The sequence below is a fragment of the Rhizomicrobium sp. genome (genome assembly GCA_037200985.1).
Classification (GTDB): Bacteria; Pseudomonadota; Alphaproteobacteria; order Micropepsales; family Micropepsaceae; genus Rhizomicrobium.
Genome location: JBBCGJ010000001.1, coordinates 3,590,732 through 3,607,121, shown reverse-complemented (window position 1 = coordinate 3,607,121; position 16,390 = coordinate 3,590,732). Strand labels below are relative to the sequence as shown.

Below are 16,390 nucleotides of genomic sequence, written 5' to 3'. Positions count from 1 at the left end.
TTATGCCGTCGTGTCCACCCTGCCGCCGGGGACGGCGCCGTTGCCGGCTTCCTTCTTCGCCACCGTCACCATGGCGGGTCGCAGCAGGCGGTCGGCGATGGTGTAGCCGGACTGGACCACGTTCACGATCGTACCGGGCGGCCGGCCTTCGCCCGGAACCTCGGCGATCGCCTGGTGCAGGTTGGGATCGAATTTCGCGTCGGTCGTGTCGATCTGCTTGACGCCGTGCACGCCGAGCTTGGCGAGCAATTGCCGCTCGGTCGCCTCCACGCCCTCGATCACGGAGCGTATCTGCGGATCGGCGGCGTCGCGCACCGCCTGCGGCAGATGGCTGAGCGCGCGGGCGAAATTGTCCGCGATCTCGAGCATGTCGCGGGCGAAGCGGGTCACGGCGTATTGGCTGGCGTCGACCCGTTCCTTCTCGGCGCGGCGGCGGACGTTTTCCGTTTCCGCCAAAGCGCGCAGGAGCTTGTCCTTCAGCTCGACATTCTCGGCGTTCAGCGCCTGGATCACGTCCGCGGGATGGGGCTGTGCGGGATCGATCTGGGGGATTTCGTCTTCTTCGCTCATGTCTTCTCTCTAACGCGTCAGCCGAGCAATCGGCCGACGACTTTGGCGGTGTGGTCGACCATCGGGATGATGCGGCCATAGTTGAGGCGGGTGGGGCCCAGAACGCCGATCACGCCGACGATCTTGCCGGCCGCGTTGGCATAGGGCGCGGCGACGATGGAGGAGCCCGAAAGGCTGAACAGCCGGTTCTCCGAGCCGATGAAGATGCGCACGCCGTCGCCGTCCTTGGCGAGTTCGAGCAGGCGGATCAGGTCGGCCTTGCGCTCGATGTCCTCGAACAGGGTGCGGACGCGTTCGATGTCGGCGACGGCCTCCACCGTGTCGAGCAAATGCGAGGTGCCGCGCACGATCAGCACCTTCTCCTCGGTATCGCGCGCCTCGCCGGCGGGCACCGACAGCGTCGCAAGCCCTTCGGCGACGATCTTCGCGGTCAGCGTATCGAGTTCGGCGCGCTCGCCTTCGAGCTCCGCCAGCACCTCGGCGCGGGCGGAATCGAGCGTGCGGCCGCGCAGCCGGGCGTTGAGATAATTCGAGGCCTCCGACAGGGCCGAGGCCGGCAGACCCTTGGGCGTGTCGATCAGGCGGTTTTCGACCTGACCGTCCTCGCTGACCATGATCACCATCGCCTTGCCGGGCGCGATGGCGGTGAACTCGACATGCTTGAGAACGGCATCCTGCTTGGACGAGACGACAAGGCCGGCGCAGTTGGACAGGCCGGAGAGCAGGCTGGTCGCCTGGGTCAGGACTTCCTCGAGCCTTCGGCCGGTGCCGCTCATCCGCGCCTCGATGGAGGCACGCTCGTCCGGCGACAGCTCGCCGACTTCCAGCAGGCCGTCGACGAACAGGCGCAGGCCCTTCTCGGTCGGGGCGCGGCCGGCGCTGGTGTGCGGCGCATAGAGCAGGCCCATGGTCTCCAGATCGGCCATGACGTTGCGGATCGAGGCCGGTGAGAGGGCCAGGGGCAGGCGCTGGGACAGGGTGCGCGAACCCACCGGCTCGCCGCTCGACAGAAAGGCCTCCACCAGATGGCGGAAGACCTCCCGGGGGCGGTCCCCCAGGATGGCGTTCAAGGTGCGGGCAGCCGTCTGATCCAATTATACAAGCCTTTGAAAGGACTTACGTTTTTACACGGGTGGGCGCGCCATTTGCGCCGCCCGCGGCAAAGCCGCTAGGTAACGGCCTGTGCCCGAAACTTCAAGGCAAACAACATGCGCCCTTCTTCCCGCGCAAACGACCAGATGCGTACCGTGACCCTGGAACCGGGGGTTGCCAAGCATGCCGAGGGCTCCTGCCTGGTCAAATTCGGCGACACCCATGTCCGCTGCACCGCCAGCCTGGAGGATACCGCCCCCGGCTTCCTGCGCGGCACCGGCAAGGGCTGGGTCACGGCCGAGTATGGCATGCTGCCGCGTTCGACCCATGAGCGCATGCGGCGCGAGGCGGCGCAAGGCAAGCAGTCCGGCCGCACGCTGGAGATCCAGCGGCTGATCGGCCGGTCCCTGCGCGCCGTGGTCGACCTGTCCGCGCTCGGCGAGCGCCAGATCGTGATCGATTGCGACGTCATCCAGGCCGATGGCGGGACGCGGACCGCCTCGATCACCGGCGGCTTCATCGCGCTGTCCCAGTGCATCGCCTTCATGAAGAAGACCGGCGCGATCACCAAGCCCGCGATCAAGGACCATATCGCAGCGGTTTCCTGCGGAATATGGAAGGGCGAGGCCTGCCTCGACCTCGACTATGCCGAGGATTCGACCGCCGAGACCGACGCGAATTTCGTCCTGACCGGCAAGGGCGGCCTGGTCGAGATCCAGGGCACCGCCGAGGGCGAGCCGTTCAGCGACGAACAGTTCGCGCAGCTTCTCAAGCTGGCGCGCAAGGGCATCGGCGAACTCGTCGCCTTGCAGAAGAGCGTGCTCGGCGCATGAAGCTTTCGCGCGGCGACACGCTGGTGGTGGCAAGCCACAATCCCGGCAAGGTCCGCGAGATCGTCGAACTGCTCGCGCCTTACCGGCTGCATGTGATCGGCGCCGGCGATCTGGAGATCGAGGAGCCGGAGGAGACCGAAACGACCTTCGCCGGCAACGCGGCGCTGAAGGCGCTGTGGGTCGCCGATCGCTGCGGCCAGATCGCGCTGGCCGACGATTCGGGCCTGAGCGTCGCGGCGCTGGACGGGGCGCCGGGCGTCTATTCCGCGCGCTGGGCGGGACCGCATAAGGATTTCGGGGCCGCGATGGCGCGCGTGGAGCAGGCGCTCAAAGATCGCGGCGCGACCGACATGTCCGCGAAATTCGTGTCCGCGCTGGCGCTTGCCCTGCCGTATGAGACGCCGCGCATCTTCGAGGGCGAGGTCCGTGGCCATCTCCTCTTTCCGCCGCGCGGGACGAACGGCTTCGGCTACGATCCGATCTTCGTCGCCGAGGGCATGACGCAGACCTTCGGCGAGATCAAACCGGCCGCCAAGCTCGCGATGAACCATCGCAGCCGCGCCTTCGAGAAGCTCATCGCGAGCGACGTCTTCGCGTCATGAGCGGCTTCGGCATCTATGTCCACTGGCCGTTCTGCGCGGCCAAGTGCCCCTATTGCGATTTCAACTCCCATGTCCGCCAGCAGATCGATGAAAGCGGCTGGATCGACGCCATCGTGCGGGAGCTGGAATGGACGGCGGCGCGCCAGGGCGCGGACCGGCCCATCGTGGAGACCGTGTTCTTCGGCGGCGGCACGCCGTCGCTGATGCAGGGCACGAGCGTGGCGCGCACGCTGGACACCATCGCGAAGCTGTGGCGCACCGCCAACGACGTCGAGGTCACGCTCGAATCCAATCCGGCCAGCGCGGACAGGGCGCGCTTCGCGGATTACCGCGCCGCGGGCGTGAACCGGCTGTCGCTCGGCGTGCAGGCGCTGAACGATGCCGACCTGAAGACGCTGGGCCGGCTGCACGATGTCGCCGAGGCAAAGGCGGCGCTGGCGCTGGCGATGCGCCATTTCGACCGCGTTTCGCTCGATCTGATCTATGCGCGGCCGCATCAGACCCTTGCGCAATGGCGCGGCGAACTCGCCGAGGCCCTGGCGTTCGGCACCGATCATCTGTCGCTCTACCAGCTCACCATCGAGCCGGCGACGCCGTTCGCCGCGCTGTACAAGACCGGAGCGCTGACGATCCCCGACGACGACCGCGCCGCCGAACTCTTCGAGCTGACGCAGGAGATGACGCAGGCCGCGGGCCGCCCGGCCTACGAGATCTCCAATCACGCGAGTCCCGGTTCGGAGGCGCGGCACAATCTGATCTATTGGCGCTATGGGTCCTATGCCGGCGTCGGCCCCGGCGCGCATGGCCGGCTCGATATCGGCGGCAAGCGCATCGCGACCCGGACCGAACGCCTGCCGGAACGCTGGCGCGAGGCCGTGCTGCGGCAAGGCCACGGCCTGATCGAGCAGAGCGACATCGCACCGCAAGACGCGGCGCACGAACATCTGCTGATGAATTTGCGGCTTGCCGAGGGCCTTGATCTCGCGGCCTATCGCGCGCGATGGGGCACGGCGCCGAGCGCCGCGCGCATCACGTCGCTGGCCGAAGACGGTCTCCTGACGCTCGACGGGGACCACCTGACCGCCACGCCACGCGGGCGCCTGCTGCTCAACAGCGTGATCGCGGAATTGGCTTAGTTTCCTCCCCCGCAAACGCGGGGGAGGAATTCAGCTCCCCGGCTTCACGAAGGTCGTCGGCGCGGGGTCCACCACGTGGAACCCGTCCGGCGCGATCGCGATGATGGCGAGGCCCCGCTCTGCCGTGCCGTCGGGGGTGAAGCGGAAAATGCCGTCGGCGCCGGCGAAGCCGTTGGGATCGGCCAGGGCCGCGCGCGTGAAGCGCTTATAGGGCTCGCCCTTGGCCAGCGCCGCCACCAGCGACACCGCGTCGTAAGCGAGCGCGGCGAGCGGCGGCGGGGTCGTGCCGAACGCCTCGCGGAATTTCGCGTTGAATGCGATCTCGTTCTTCGGGTCGGGGCCGGCGAACCAGGCGCCGGACAGCACGGGTTCGGCGAGATTGGCCGTCTCGTTCCACTGGCCGGTGCCCAGCAGCGTCACCTTTCCGGGCAGAAAGCCGCCCGCGGTCAGCGCCGGCGTCGCCGCGCGCAACACCCCGCCGCCCTGGGGCAGGAAGAGCGCATCGGCGTCCGTCTTGGCGATCCGTGCCGCCGGCGCAACGACACCGTCCAGCGTGCCTTCGAAGCGCTCGATCTGGCCGACTTCGCCCTTGCCGTCCGTCACCGCGCTCTTGAACGCGGAAAGCGTCACGTCGCCGAAGGCCGTCGACGATACGAGGGCCGCGAATTTGTGCTTGCCCCGGCCGAGCGCGTAGTCGACGACGCGGATGGTGTCGCCTTCGGGCTGAAAGCCCATCAGATAGACGCCGTCGCCCGCCACCTTCCGGTCGGTCGAGAAGGCAAGCACCGGCACGCCGCGATCCCGCGCCGCGCCCGAGATCGCCTTGACCGAGGGCCCGTAAAGCGGCCCGACGATGATCTCCGCGCCCTGTTCCAGCAGCCGGTCGGCGGCGGCCGCGGCTTCGCCCGGCGACGAACCTTCATCCGCGGTCATCAGGATGATGTCGTGGTTGTCCGATTCGTAGAGCGCCATCTGGGCGGAGCGCAGCATCGCCTGCGCCAGCAGCTTCACCGCGGGCGTGCCGCTGGTGAAGGGCAGGATCACGCCCACCCGCACCGGCGTGCGGTCGCCCGGCACGTTGGGCAGGTTCAGGAAGGTCGGCTTGTTCTCGGTCAGGGGGTGGCCGGCCGGCGCCTCGGGCTCGGCGACGGGCGCCGGCGGCGGGGGCGCGACCGGTTTGGCGACGCAGCCGGCCAGTGCTATCGCGGCGAGGCTTGCGATGGCAAAAAGGAGCGCGGCACCGGATCGGGCCGCCGGACGGGATAAACCAGACATTGAGACCTCCACTGACCGGCGAAACTAAAGCTTTGGGTGTATTCCGTAAATCGGGCGAGGCGGCGGAACTCGCGCCCGGGCTTTACGTGACGGCGACCCCCATCGGCAATGCCCGCGACATCACCCTGCGGGCGCTGGATGTACTGGCTGGCTGTGACGTCATTGCGGCGGAGGATACGCGGGTCACGTCGAAGCTGCTGGCCATCCATGGGATCTCCAAGCCCCTGACCGCCTATAACGACCACAATGGCGCGCGCGAACGTCCCAAGCTGATCGCCCGGCTGCGCCATGGGGCGCGGATCGCCCTCGTGAGCGACGCCGGGACGCCGCTGGTGTCCGATCCCGGCTACAAGCTGGTGCGCGAGGCGCTAGCCGAAGGCGTGCCCGTGCATGCGATCCCCGGCGCGTCGGCAACCTTAACCGCGCTGGCGCTGGCGGGCCTGCCGAGCGACCGCTTCCTGTTCGCGGGCTTCGTCCCGGCCAAGGCGGGCGAGCGCGCCACCTTCCTGGAGGAGCTGAAACCCATCCGCGCCACGCTGATCGTTTTCGAATCGGCGCAGCGCCTGGCCGAATCGCTGGCGCAGATGGCGCAGGTGCTGGGCGACCGCGCCGTGGCGGTGACGCGCGAGCTGACCAAGCTGCACGAGGAGGTCCGCCGCGGTACGCTGGCGCGCCTCGCGCCGCAATATGCGGACGCGCCGCCGCCCAAGGGCGAGGTCACGATCCTGATCGGACCGCCGGCGCAGACCGGGGCCGACACGGGGCGCATCGACGCGCTGCTCGACCATGCCCTGCCCTTCATGCCGGTGAAGGCGGCGTCGGAGATGATCGCGCTGGCGCTCGACATCCCGCGCAAGGAAATCTACGAACGCGCGCTGATGAAGAAGAACGATGACGGCTGACGGCATCACCGGCAAGCGGCGGCGGGCGGAACGGGCCGGCCGCAGCAGCGAGACCTGGGCCGCGCTTCTGCTGCGGCTGAAGGGCTATCGCATCCTCGGCCGGCGCGTGCGCACCCATGCCGGCGAGATCGATCTCATCGCGCGCTCGCCGCGCGGCATCCTCTGCTTCGTCGAAGTGAAGGCGCGGCCCGACGCGCGCGCCGCCGTCGAATCGCTGGCGCCGCGCCAGCGCGACCGCATCGCGCGTGCCGCCCTGCTGTACGTCGCCGGCAAGCCGCAACTCGCGCGCGCCCTGCGCCGCTTCGATATCGTGACCGTCTCGCCCCGCGCCCTGCCGCGCCATATCCGCGATGCCTGGCGGCCATGAGCGAGGACCCGCGCGCCTATCTGGAGATGCTGGGCCGGGCTGGCGACGGCCCCCATGACATCGCGCGGGCGGCGCTGATGCTGGCGGCGCTCGACCATCCGGGCCTGCCGCTCGAACCCTTCCGCGCCCATCTGAACGAGATCGCCGAGGCGATGAAGAGCCAGGCGGCGATGATCGCCCGCGTCGGCGACGGCGCGCGGGCGCTCTCGATCCTGCTCACCACCCGCCACGGCTATGACGGCGACCGGCTGAGCTATGACGATCCGAAGAACGCCGACCTCATCGACGTGATCGAACGCCGCCGCGGCCTGCCGGTCTCGCTCGGCATCCTCTACATGCACGCCGCGCGGGCCGCGGGCATGACGGCGAGCGGGCTCAACACCCAGAGCCATTTCCTGGTACGGCTGGGCCATCGCCATGACGACGTCACCATCGATCCGTTCAACGGCGGCGTGGCGCTGGAGGCCGGCGCCGCGCTTCCGGCGCAGCTCGGCGACGCGCATCTGGCCCAGGCGGTCGGCGATACCGACGTCCTGCTGCGGCTGCAGAACAATCTGAAACTCCGCGCGCTGGAGAACGGCGACGCCGCCCGGGCGCTGGACGTGGCGATGCGCATGGCGCTGATCGCGCCCAAGCGCGCCGAGGTATGGTTCGATCTGGCCCGCCTCAACGAGAATGCCGGGGTGCTCGGCGCCGCGCGCAAAGCCTATGAGCGCTGCCTTGGCCTCACGCCCGCGGGCGAGGCGCTGTACAACGAGATCGTGCTGTCCCTGTCGCAGCTCAAGCGCCGTCTGAACTAGGAGCCCGCCATGCTGACCGTCGCGATCCAGATGGACCCGATCGAGAAGATCGACATCAACGGCGATTCGACCTTCGCGCTGGCGCTGGAAGCACAGGCGCGGGGGTATTCGCTTCTTTATTATGGGCCGCGCGATCTGTCGTTCCGCGACGGCAAGGTCACGGCGCGCGTGCGTTCGCTGAGCGTGCGCGCGGTCAAGGGCGATCACTTCACGCTGGGCGAGAAGGAGGTCTTCGACCTTTCGAAGGCCGATGTCGTGCTGATGCGCCAGGACCCGCCCTTCGACATGGCCTATATCACCGCGACGCATATCCTGGAGAACCTCCATCCCAGGACGCTGGTGGTGAACGATCCGGCGAGCGTGCGCAATGCGCCGGAGAAGATCTTCGTCACCCAGTTCGAAGGGCTGATGCCGCCGACGCTGATCACCACGGACCGCATCGAGATCGACACCTTCCGCGCCGAGCACAAGGACATCATCGTCAAGCCGCTCTACGGCAATGGCGGCGCCGGCGTCTTCCGCATCCGCCAGGACGACGAGAATCTCGGTGCCCTGCTGGAGATGTTCACCGCCTTCTATCGCGAGCCGGTGATCGTGCAGCGCTATGTCCCCGAAGTGCGCAAAGGCGACAAGCGCATCATCCTGGTCGATGGCGAAGTCGCGGGCGCGATCAACCGCGTGCCGGCGGCGGGCGAGGCGCGCTCCAACATGCATGTCGGCGGCCGCCCGGAGGCGACCGAGCTGACGGCGCGCGAAAAGTATATCTGCGCCACGATCGGCCCGGAGCTGAAGCGCCGCGGGCTGATCTTCACCGGCATCGACGTGATCGGCGACTACCTGACCGAGATCAACGTGACGAGCCCGACCGGCATCCACGAAGTCCGGCGCTTCGGCGGCGCCGATATCGCGGCGCTGGTGTGGGATGCAATCGAGAAAAGGAAGACGGCTTAAGCCGGGTTACTCCGCCAGCCCGAACCGGCTTCTGTACCGCGCGTCGATGTTCGAGAGCGGGAAGTAGATGAACACGTCGATGGTCGAGAACTGCTTGTCGATCACCGCGCCGTCGCCGATGCAGCCGCCCGCGCGCAGATAGCCCTTCAGGAGCGGCGGCGAGGCGCGCATGCCTTCCTTGGGGTCCACCGCCTCTTTCGGCAGCCGGTCCATCGGCACGAAGAGTTCCGGCCGCGCCTTGACCGCGATGGGAGCCGGAATCGGGTGGAAGTAGTGTAGGTAAGACAGCGGCAGCGCGATGGCATCCGGGTCGGTCCCGGGGAACGAGGCGCAGCCGAACATCACATCGATGGAGAAGCGTGCGACATAGGCTAGAAGCCCTTTCCACAAGAGCTGCAGGGTCGTGGTGCGGTTGCGATAGGCCTTGAGCACGCAGGAGCGGCCGAGCTCCAGGAACCGGGTTCCCGGCGGATAGCCGTTCAGCATGCCGGAAATGTCGAACTCGCCCGCCGTGTAGAAGCCGCCGGCGCGCGCCGCGTCGATGTCGCGGGTCAGCCGGTAGGTGCCGACGACCAGGGGGACACCGTCGTCGTCCAATACCGAACGGTCGACGACCAGCAGGTGGTCGCAGACCTCGTCGTATTTGTCGAAATCGCGGCGCGCCTCGCGCATCGCGGGCGAGGGCACCGCCGCCATCTCTTCATAGAAGACGTGGTAGCGCAGCCGCTGGGCCTGCTCGACTTCGCTCTCGGTCTCCGCCAGGCGCACTTCGAGGGCGCCCGCCGTCGCCAGGACGGGCCATTGCGCAAGTCGGCCCTCGAACGGGCCAGGCTCGTGGATGTTCACCAAGCGAACAGATCCCAAGGGTGGACGCCGACTTGGCTGCAGCCAGCTGGCCCGACCCGAAGCGCATTTTACCTTAAGCCCCCGGATACAGGCAAACGATCACGCCGCCGCCGCCCGTGCGCGCAGCGCATGGATGCGCGCGAGCGCCAGGAAGAGCAACAGGCCGGGTATGCCCGCCAGGCCGCAGCCGATGAAGAACACCGCATAGGCGTGCATCAGGTCGCCGCCCCGCCCCAGCCACTCCACCACCTCGCCCGAGAAGCCCTTGAGGAACTTTCCCAGCACGGTGTAGCTCGCGGCCAGGAGGGCGTATTGCGTCGCGGTGTAGCCGAGGCTCGTCAGGCTCGACATATACGAGACCAGCGCCACGCCGGCGAAGCTGGTCGCGACGCTGTCGAAGATCATGACGGCGATGAAGGCGCCGATATCCGTCTTGGTCGTCGCCAGCACCGCAAAGGCGGCGATGGCGAGGGCTTGGAGGATGCCCCCCAGGATCAGGGCCCGGATATAGCCGAAGCGCAGCGCGCAGAACCCGCCCAGGGCGATGCCGGCCAGGGACGCCGCGAAGCTGAAGGAGCCGCGCACCGCCGCCACCGTGTCTTTGGTCAGGCCGATATCGTGATAATAGGGATTAACCATCGGCCCCATGATGAAGTCGGGCACCCGGTAGAAGCTGATCGCCACGAGCATCAGGAGCGCGATCCAGCCATAGGTTTTGAAGAAGGCCAGGAAGGGGCCGATGATAGCGTCGCCGAGACCGCGCAGGGTATAAAGCGGCGCCGTCTCGGATTTCCGCTCCATCACCGCGTCGGCGCGCGCCGGCTCACTCGCCAGGAAGGTCGCGACCAGACCGATCGCCATCAAGGCGCCGTACAACGCATAGGAGAACGGCCAGCTCGTATGCTCGGCAACCGCCAGGATGATGGCATCGGTGGCGAGCAGCGCGACGCGATAGCCGAACTGATAGGCGGAGGAGAGCAGGCCGAGCTCGTCATTGTCGCTGGCCGATTCGATGCGCCAGGCGTCGACCACGATGTCCTGGGTCGCCGCCGCCAGCGCCGTCAGAAAGGCGAAGCAGGTCAGTGCCAGGAGGCCGTTCTTGAGGCCGACCGCCGCCATGCCCATCAGGCCGAGGCCGACCGCGATCTGCGCCAGCGCCATCCAGCTCCGCCGGCGGCCGAGCCGGGCGAAGATCGGCGCGCTGACGCGGTCGATGATCGGGGCCCAGATGGGTTTCAGCGAATAGGTGATCCCGACCCAGGAGACATAGCCGATCACCGCGAGCGACGAGCCTTCGTCGCGCATCCAATAGCCCAGCGTGTTGCCGATCAGGAGAAACGGAATGCCGGACGAGATACCCAGAACGAGCATCTGCAATGTCTTCGGTTGCAGATAGGCTTTGAGCGAATGTCGGGTACGAGCGGGGGCCGCTGCCGTCATGCCGCGGCGTTTTGGATCGGCGCAGGCGGGAAGAAGACGTTGAACATGTCATCCAGCTGGGCAGGGTCGACGGGTTTGGTCAGGAAACCATCCATGCCCGCATCTTTGCAAGCCCGCTTGCCGGTTTCGAGCGCATCGGCCGTCAGGGCGACGATCGGCGTGCGGCGGCGCCCCGTCGCGGTCTCATAGGCGCGGATCGCGCGCGTCGCCTCGATGCCGTCCATGCCGGGCATGTGGATGTCGGTCAGCACGATGTCGAACGTGTCGTTCTCCATCGCCTTCACCGCCGCCTCGCCGGAGGTGACCTCGACGACCGCGTGGCCGCGGCGGCGCAGCAATTCGCGCGTGAGCATGAGGTTGATCGGGTTGTCCTCGGCCAGCAGGATCCGGATGGCGCCCGGCGCCTCGGTCCGCGTGGGCGGGGCGATTGCAAACGACGGCGGCACCGCGGCGTGGATCGGGAGGGGCTGGTCGGGCTGCTTCTCCACCAGATGGCGCAGCCGCGCGACCAGGGTCGAGAGGCGCACCGGCTTCACCAGATAGCCCGCGAAGCCCATCTCGCGCATGGCGCCGAGCTGGGACCGCGCCGCCGGCGTGAGCACGACCAGCGCCGGCACGCCGCGGTCGGGCGCGGCCGGCGGGTTCGGCTCGGAATCCGTGCCGGCATCGATCAGCATGAAGTCCGGGCGTCGGCTGTCCTGCGGCATGAAGACGGCGCCGCCCGCGGCCCGGATCTGCGCCGCCAGCCCGTCGCGCAGCAGTACGTTACGCGTCACGATGGCGATCGAAAGACCCTCCAGGGTCGCGGCCTGGGCCTCCGGCGCGGGCTTCACCACGACCGAAGGCAGGGTGAACCAGAACCGGCTGCCGCCGCCCGGCGCCTCGTCGATGCCGATCTCGCCGCCCATCGCCTCGACGAGCTTCTTGGAGATGGCGAGGCCGAGCCCCGAACCGCCGAATTTGCGCGCATGGCTGGAATCGGCCTGGACGAATTCGCGGAAGATCTCGTCGCGCTTTTCCTTCGGCACGCCGACGCCGGTGTCGCGCACCTCGAAGCACAGGAAGCGGCGGTCCGGACCGTCGACCACGCGCACCGAAAGCTCGACGCCGCCGCGCTCGGTGAACTTGACCGCGTTGCCGACCAGATTGGTCAGGACCTGGCGCAGCCGCACGCTGTCGCTGCGCACCACGGAAGGCACGGCGGGATCGACGATGGCGACCAGCTCGATATCCTTGTCGTGCGCCCGCGGGCAGGAGAGCTCGACCACGGCTTCGATCAAGGGACGCAGGTCGACCTCATCGTCCTCCGGCGTGAAGGTGCCCGATTCGATCTTGGAGAAATCCAGGATGTCGCCGATCAGCGTGAGCAGGGCCTCGCCCGACTGGCTGATCGCCTCGACATAGGTGCGCTGTTCGGGGCGAAGCTCGGTTTCCAGCAGGAGGCGCGCCATGCCCAAGACGCCGTTCATCGGCGTGCGGATCTCGTGGCTCATCGTGGCGAGGAAGCCGGACTTGGCGCGGCTGCCGGCTTCCGCCTTGTCGCGCGCCTCGACGATCGCATCCTCCAGCGCCTTGCGTTCGGTGATGTCGCGACCGACGCTTTGCACTTCGACCAGCCGGCCCTGCGCGTCGCGCACCGCATAGTCTTCCCAGGCGATCCAGCGCCAGCCATAGGCGGTGCGGACATGCTGGTCGTAGCGTACGCGGGCGCGGCCGGTCTCGAGACCGGCGAAGCTGCCGAACAGGGGCGCACGGCTTGTCGGATGCAGCTCCGGCGCGAAGGCCGCGCCGATGGCGCGCCGGGGATCGAGGCCGAACAGCTTGAAGAACGCGTCATTGCCATAGGTGAGCCGGCTGTCCGGCGCGCGGCGGAAGATGGCGTCGCCCTGCGCATCGACCAGCGCCTTGTAGCGGGCCTCGCTGTGGTTGAGCCTGGTGTTGAACGCCGCGGCGGATGCCAGCGACTGCTCGAGCCGCCCGCTCGCCGATTTGAGCTGCGCCGCCTGGCGATCTAGAAGTTCGGTGCGCTGCCGCGCCACGACGAATTCGTGCAGCAGGAAGCCCAGCACGATCGCCACGAGCACCGCGAAGACGCCCGGCGCCATCAGCGTGAAGCGGTTGTGGAGCACGACGTCGCCGAACGCGATCAGCAACGCGGCGAACGCGATCAATCCCGTCGAAGTGCGAAGCGCGCGCAACCGGCTGTACCTGTTCTAGGCCCCTTGAGAAACTTGCAATGCCGCGCCTTCAAAAAGCTTTAAAGCACCGGGTTCCGGCAAGGTTCAGAAAAGGTTAATCTCACCCGCCCGCGCCGCAGAAGCGCCGGGTCATTCTGGGGCACAAACCTTCAAGGAGGATTTTCATGCGCATCTTGATGCTGGCGCTTGCCGGCACTTTTGCACTCGTCGCCACGGCCGCTTATGCCGACGATCCCATGGCGGTCACCTATGGCAACACCGTCACCACCAAGGACGCCAAGACCGGCGCGGTCGTCACGCTTCTCTTCAACGCGGACGGCACCTATACCGCCAACGGCACCGGCGCCGACGGCAAGGCGATCACCTATCCCGGCAAATGGGCCACCAAGGACGGCGGCGCCACGCTCTGCCTGACGCCTTCGATCCCCAACGGGCCGGGCGAAAGCTGCTCGCCGCTGGCGACCCATCCGGTCGGCGAACACTGGACCGTGACCAACAGCACCGGACAAAGCTTCGATGTCGTGGTGAGCACGGGCCGCTGAACCCCGTTCGGCCGAAGTGCCGCGCGGAGGTCTCTCCGCGCGGTTCTTTTTTATAATCAAATGCTTAAGAGAGGTTCCCGGCCAGGCCAGCCGTCTGTCACAAAAGCTTTGCAAAACTGTGATGGTCCTTGCGCGCAACGCCGGTGGGATGGGTGTCCCGTGACCTCCGCAAGGCAGCGACGCTGCCTTCGCACCCTCTCGACTGGCGCTCTTCTATGGCTGATATCGCGACTGCCGAACAGATGATGAGTACCCCCGAGAGAGCCGCCGCAGTCCGCAAGGGCGGAACGCGCGATGCGCGATTCCGCGTGGTCACCTTCATCGCCGCGCTGACGGTGCTGGCCATCTTCGGCGGCGTGATGGCCTCGCTGATCATCGGCGCGATGCCGGCGATCAAGGCGTTCGGCTTTCCCTTCATCTGGACCGAAGCCTGGAATCCGGTGACCGAGCGTTTCGGCGCGCTGGCCTCGGTCTACGGCACGCTGGTGACGTCCTTCCTCGCGATGCTGCTGGCTGTTCCCACCGGCATCGGCATCGCGATCTTCCTGACGGAAATCTGCCCCCGGCCGCTGCGTCGCCCGATCGGCATCGCCATCGAGCTGCTCGCCGGCATTCCCAGCATCATCTACGGCATCTGGGGCCTCTTCATCTTCGCGCCGTGGTTCCAGGAACACGTCCAGACCTGGATCGTCGACCGGCTCGTCGACGTGCCCTATCTCCAGACCATCTTCGGCGGCCCGCCTTACGGCATCGGCATGTTCACGGCCGCACTGATCCTTTCCATCATGATCCTGCCCTTCATCTCCTCGGTGACGCGCGACGTGTTCGAGACCGTGCCGCCCATGCTCAAGGAAGCGGCCTATGGCCTCGGCTGCACGACCTGGGAAGTGATGTGGCGCGTCGTGCTGCCCTTCGCGCGCACCGGCGTCGTCGGCGGCGCCATGCTGGCGCTCGGCCGCGCCCTCGGCGAGACCATGGCGGTGACCTTCGTGATCGGCAACGACCACCACATCCATCAATCGCTGTTCGCGCCGGCCACCACGATCTCGGCGACCATCGCCAACGAATTCACCGAGGCGATCGGCGATCTCTACCTTCCCTCGCTGATCGAGCTCGGCCTGATCCTGTTCTTCATCACCTTCGTCGTGCTGGCGAGCGCCCAATTGATGCTGCGCGCGCTGGAGCGCCGCGCCGGGAGCGCCTCATGAAAGTGAAGAGCTCGGCGCTCTACGCCCGCCGCAAATTCCGCAGCGTCTTCTTCCTTACCCTCGCGGTGGCCGCCGCCATCTTCGGCATGGCCTGGCTCGGCTTCATCCTGGGCGCGCTGTTCTACAACGGCATCTCATCCTTCGACCCGAAGCTGTTCACGGAAATGACGCCGCCGCCGGGCGAAGACGGCGGCCTCGCCAATGCCATCGTCGGCAGCCTGATCATGACGATCATGGCGGTCGTCATCGGCACGCCGATCGGGCTTCTGGCCGGCACCTATCTCGCCGAATACGGACGCTATGGCCGCCTCGCCTTCTTCGTCCGCTTCGTCAACGACATCCTTCTCAGCGCGCCGTCCATCGTCACCGGCCTCTTCGTCTATGAGGTGATCGTCGTGAAGATGGGCCATTTCTCGGCCTGGGCCGGCGCCGCGTCGCTGATGGTGATCGTGATCCCGGTCGTGGTGCGCACGTCGGAGAACATGCTGCTCCTGGTGCCCAACGGACTGCGCGAGGCCGCCGCCGCGCTGGGCGCGCCGCGCAGCAATGTGATCCGCGCCGTCACCTGGCGCGCCGCGCGCGCCGGCATCGTCACCGGCGTCCTTTTGGCGATCGCCCGCATCTCGGGCGAGACCGCGCCCCTGCTGTTCACCGCGCTCAACAACCAGTTCTGGAGCACCGACTTCAGCCATCCGATGGCGAGCCTGCCGGTCGTCATCTTCCAGTTCGCCATGAGCCCCTATGAATACTGGCATCGCCTGGCCTGGGCCGGGGCGCTGCTCATCACCGCCGCCGTGCTGACGCTGAGTATCGTCGCACGTCTCCTGCAACCGAAGCGGAGCTAGGAATGAACGCCATTACCGTCGCCACGGACGTCAAGGTCGATATCAAGGATCTGAGCTTCTACTACGGCTCGACCAAGGCCCTGAAGAATGTCTCGCTGCCGCTCTACGACCGCAAGGTCACGGCGTTCATCGGCCCGTCGGGCTGCGGCAAGTCTACGCTGCTGCGCATCCTGAACCGCATCTATGAGCTCTATCCCAACCAGCGCGCCGAAGGCTCGGTCGTGCTCGACGGCGAGAACATCCTGGGAAGCCGGATCGACACCAACCTCTTGCGCAGCCGCGTCGGCATGGTGTTCCAGAAGCCGACGCCGTTCCCGATGACGATCTACGACAACGTCGCGTTCGGCATCAAACTCTATGAGCGCATGGCGCGCTCCGAGCTCGACGGCCGCATCGAGGACGCGCTGCAGCGCGCTGCTTTGTGGGGCGAGGTCAAGGACAAGCTGCGCGAATCGGGACTGTCGCTCTCCGGCGGCCAGCAGCAGCGCCTGTGCATCGCCCGCACCGTGGCGACGCGCCCCGAGGTGATCCTGCTCGACGAGCCGTGCTCGGCGCTCGATCCGATCTCGACCGCGAAGATCGAGGAGCTGATCGACGAGCTCTCCGCCGACTACACGATCGTGATCGTGACCCACAACATGCAGCAGGCGAGCCGCACCTCCGACCAGACTGCGTTCATGTATCTGGGCGAGCTGATCGAGTTCGGTCCGACCGAGAAGATCTTCACCGCGCCCGACAAGAAGCAGACCGAGCAGTACATCACCGGCCGGTTCGGCTGAGCCG

The 16,390-nt window shown here is 67.4% G+C and carries 17 protein-coding genes; 11 read left to right on the top strand and 6 right to left on the bottom strand.

The genetic code is table 11. From position 1 onward, the window contains the following. The gene (gene grpE, locus WDN01_17770; GenBank protein ID MEJ0027877.1) at window positions 1-570 is read right to left on the bottom strand and encodes a nucleotide exchange factor GrpE; all 570 of its coding nucleotides are present in this window, start codon (window positions 568-570) and stop codon (window positions 1-3) included. Between the two features lie 17 nt (window positions 571-587). Further along, a complete protein-coding gene (gene hrcA / locus WDN01_17765) occupies window positions 588-1,664 on the bottom strand; it encodes a heat-inducible transcriptional repressor HrcA (GenBank protein MEJ0027876.1) in 1,077 nt (358 codons plus the stop codon). A gap of 114 nt (window positions 1,665-1,778) precedes the next feature. On the opposite strand from hrcA, the gene rph reads away from it, so the two are divergent. From rph to hemW, 3 genes are read left to right on the top strand one after another with little or no spacing between them, the layout of a single operon-like run. After that, entirely contained in the window at window positions 1,779-2,495 is a 717-nt protein-coding gene (gene rph / locus WDN01_17760) for a ribonuclease PH (GenBank protein ID MEJ0027875.1), read from the top strand. Continuing rightward, on the top strand, window positions 2,492-3,097 hold the full coding sequence (gene rdgB / locus WDN01_17755; protein MEJ0027874.1) for an RdgB/HAM1 family non-canonical purine NTP pyrophosphatase: 606 nt from the start codon (window positions 2,492-2,494) through the stop codon (window positions 3,095-3,097). The genes rph and rdgB overlap by 4 nt, the downstream gene beginning before the upstream one ends. Continuing rightward, the gene (gene hemW, locus WDN01_17750) at window positions 3,094-4,233 is read left to right on the top strand and encodes a radical SAM family heme chaperone HemW (protein MEJ0027873.1); all 1,140 of its coding nucleotides are present in this window, start codon (window positions 3,094-3,096) and stop codon (window positions 4,231-4,233) included. The genes rdgB and hemW overlap by 4 nt, the downstream gene beginning before the upstream one ends. A gap of 30 nt (window positions 4,234-4,263) precedes the next feature. Here hemW and WDN01_17745 read toward each other — a convergent pair whose 3' ends face one another. Then, a complete protein-coding gene (locus WDN01_17745; GenBank protein ID MEJ0027872.1) occupies window positions 4,264-5,508 on the bottom strand; it encodes a penicillin-binding protein activator in 1,245 nt (414 codons plus the stop codon). A 32-nt stretch (window positions 5,509-5,540) separates the two neighbouring features. Here WDN01_17745 and rsmI point away from each other — a divergent pair, with 32 nt between their 5' ends. From rsmI to gshB, 4 genes are read left to right on the top strand one after another with little or no spacing between them, the layout of a single operon-like run. After that, entirely contained in the window at window positions 5,541-6,410 is an 870-nt protein-coding gene (gene rsmI, locus WDN01_17740) for a 16S rRNA (cytidine(1402)-2'-O)-methyltransferase (protein MEJ0027871.1), read from the top strand. Beyond that, window positions 6,400-6,777, top strand: coding sequence for a YraN family protein (locus tag WDN01_17735; protein MEJ0027870.1), 378 nt, complete (start codon window positions 6,400-6,402; stop codon window positions 6,775-6,777). The genes rsmI and WDN01_17735 overlap by 11 nt, the downstream gene beginning before the upstream one ends. Further along, window positions 6,774-7,577: a transglutaminase-like domain-containing protein gene (locus WDN01_17730; GenBank protein MEJ0027869.1), complete on the top strand. Its 804-nt coding sequence runs from the start codon at window positions 6,774-6,776 to the stop codon at window positions 7,575-7,577. Before WDN01_17735 ends, WDN01_17730 begins: the two co-directional genes overlap by 4 nt. Before the next feature lie 9 nt (window positions 7,578-7,586). After that, a complete protein-coding gene (gene gshB, locus WDN01_17725) occupies window positions 7,587-8,528 on the top strand; it encodes a glutathione synthase (protein ID MEJ0027868.1) in 942 nt (313 codons plus the stop codon). A 6-nt stretch (window positions 8,529-8,534) separates the two neighbouring features. Here gshB and WDN01_17720 read toward each other — a convergent pair whose 3' ends face one another. From WDN01_17720 to WDN01_17710, 3 genes are all read right to left on the bottom strand, one after another. Further along, entirely contained in the window at window positions 8,535-9,374 is an 840-nt protein-coding gene (locus WDN01_17720; protein MEJ0027867.1) for a GNAT family N-acyltransferase, read from the bottom strand. Window positions 9,375-9,473: 99 nt separating this feature from the next. Beyond that, the gene (locus WDN01_17715; GenBank protein ID MEJ0027866.1) at window positions 9,474-10,745 is read right to left on the bottom strand and encodes an MFS transporter; all 1,272 of its coding nucleotides are present in this window, start codon (window positions 10,743-10,745) and stop codon (window positions 9,474-9,476) included. 65 nt (window positions 10,746-10,810) lie between these two features. Continuing rightward, complete coding sequence (locus WDN01_17710) at window positions 10,811-13,012, bottom strand: ATP-binding protein (GenBank protein ID MEJ0027865.1); 2,202 nt, start codon at window positions 13,010-13,012, stop codon at window positions 10,811-10,813. Window positions 13,013-13,176: 164 nt separating this feature from the next. Between WDN01_17710 and WDN01_17705 the strand changes: the two genes are divergently transcribed. From WDN01_17705 to pstB, 4 genes are all read left to right on the top strand, one after another. Next, on the top strand, window positions 13,177-13,554 hold the full coding sequence (locus tag WDN01_17705; protein ID MEJ0027864.1) for a hypothetical protein: 378 nt from the start codon (window positions 13,177-13,179) through the stop codon (window positions 13,552-13,554). A gap of 245 nt (window positions 13,555-13,799) precedes the next feature. After that, window positions 13,800-14,762, top strand: coding sequence for a phosphate ABC transporter permease subunit PstC (gene pstC / locus WDN01_17700; GenBank protein ID MEJ0027863.1), 963 nt, complete (start codon window positions 13,800-13,802; stop codon window positions 14,760-14,762). Then, complete coding sequence (pstA, locus tag WDN01_17695) at window positions 14,759-15,607, top strand: phosphate ABC transporter permease PstA (protein MEJ0027862.1); 849 nt, start codon at window positions 14,759-14,761, stop codon at window positions 15,605-15,607. The genes pstC and pstA overlap by 4 nt, the downstream gene beginning before the upstream one ends. Before the next feature lie 2 nt (window positions 15,608-15,609). Beyond that, a complete protein-coding gene (gene pstB / locus WDN01_17690; protein MEJ0027861.1) occupies window positions 15,610-16,386 on the top strand; it encodes a phosphate ABC transporter ATP-binding protein PstB in 777 nt (258 codons plus the stop codon). Window positions 16,387-16,390 lie beyond the last annotated feature (4 nt).